The organism is Blastococcus sp. CCUG 61487 (genome assembly GCF_005222955.1).
Classification (GTDB): domain Bacteria; phylum Actinomycetota; class Actinomycetes; order Mycobacteriales; family Geodermatophilaceae; genus Blastococcus.
On sequence record NZ_LWUA01000208.1, the window covers coordinates 1 to 214 of the forward strand.

At 78.0% G+C, this 214-nt stretch carries 1 protein-coding gene; it reads left to right on the forward strand.

The genetic code is table 11. The features are described from left to right. Window positions 1-214 (forward strand): dienelactone hydrolase family protein (locus A6V29_RS10415; protein ID WP_249933157.1); only part of this gene is annotated, 214 nt, incomplete at both ends.

The window sequence follows — 214 nt, forward strand, 5'->3', positions numbered from 1 at the left end:
ATGGCGGAGCTGCGGCGGCGCACGGAGCCGATCTGCCCGTCGTCACCGTGGGCTTCTGCTTCGGCGGCAGCCACTCCTGGCGGCAGGCCGGCGGGCAGCTCGGCCTGGCCGGCTGCGCGGGCTTCTACGGCCGCCCGGCGCTGGTGGGCGAGGCCGCCGAGCGGGCCCACCTGCCCACGGTCATGGTGATCGCGGCGCGGACCAGGCCACGCCC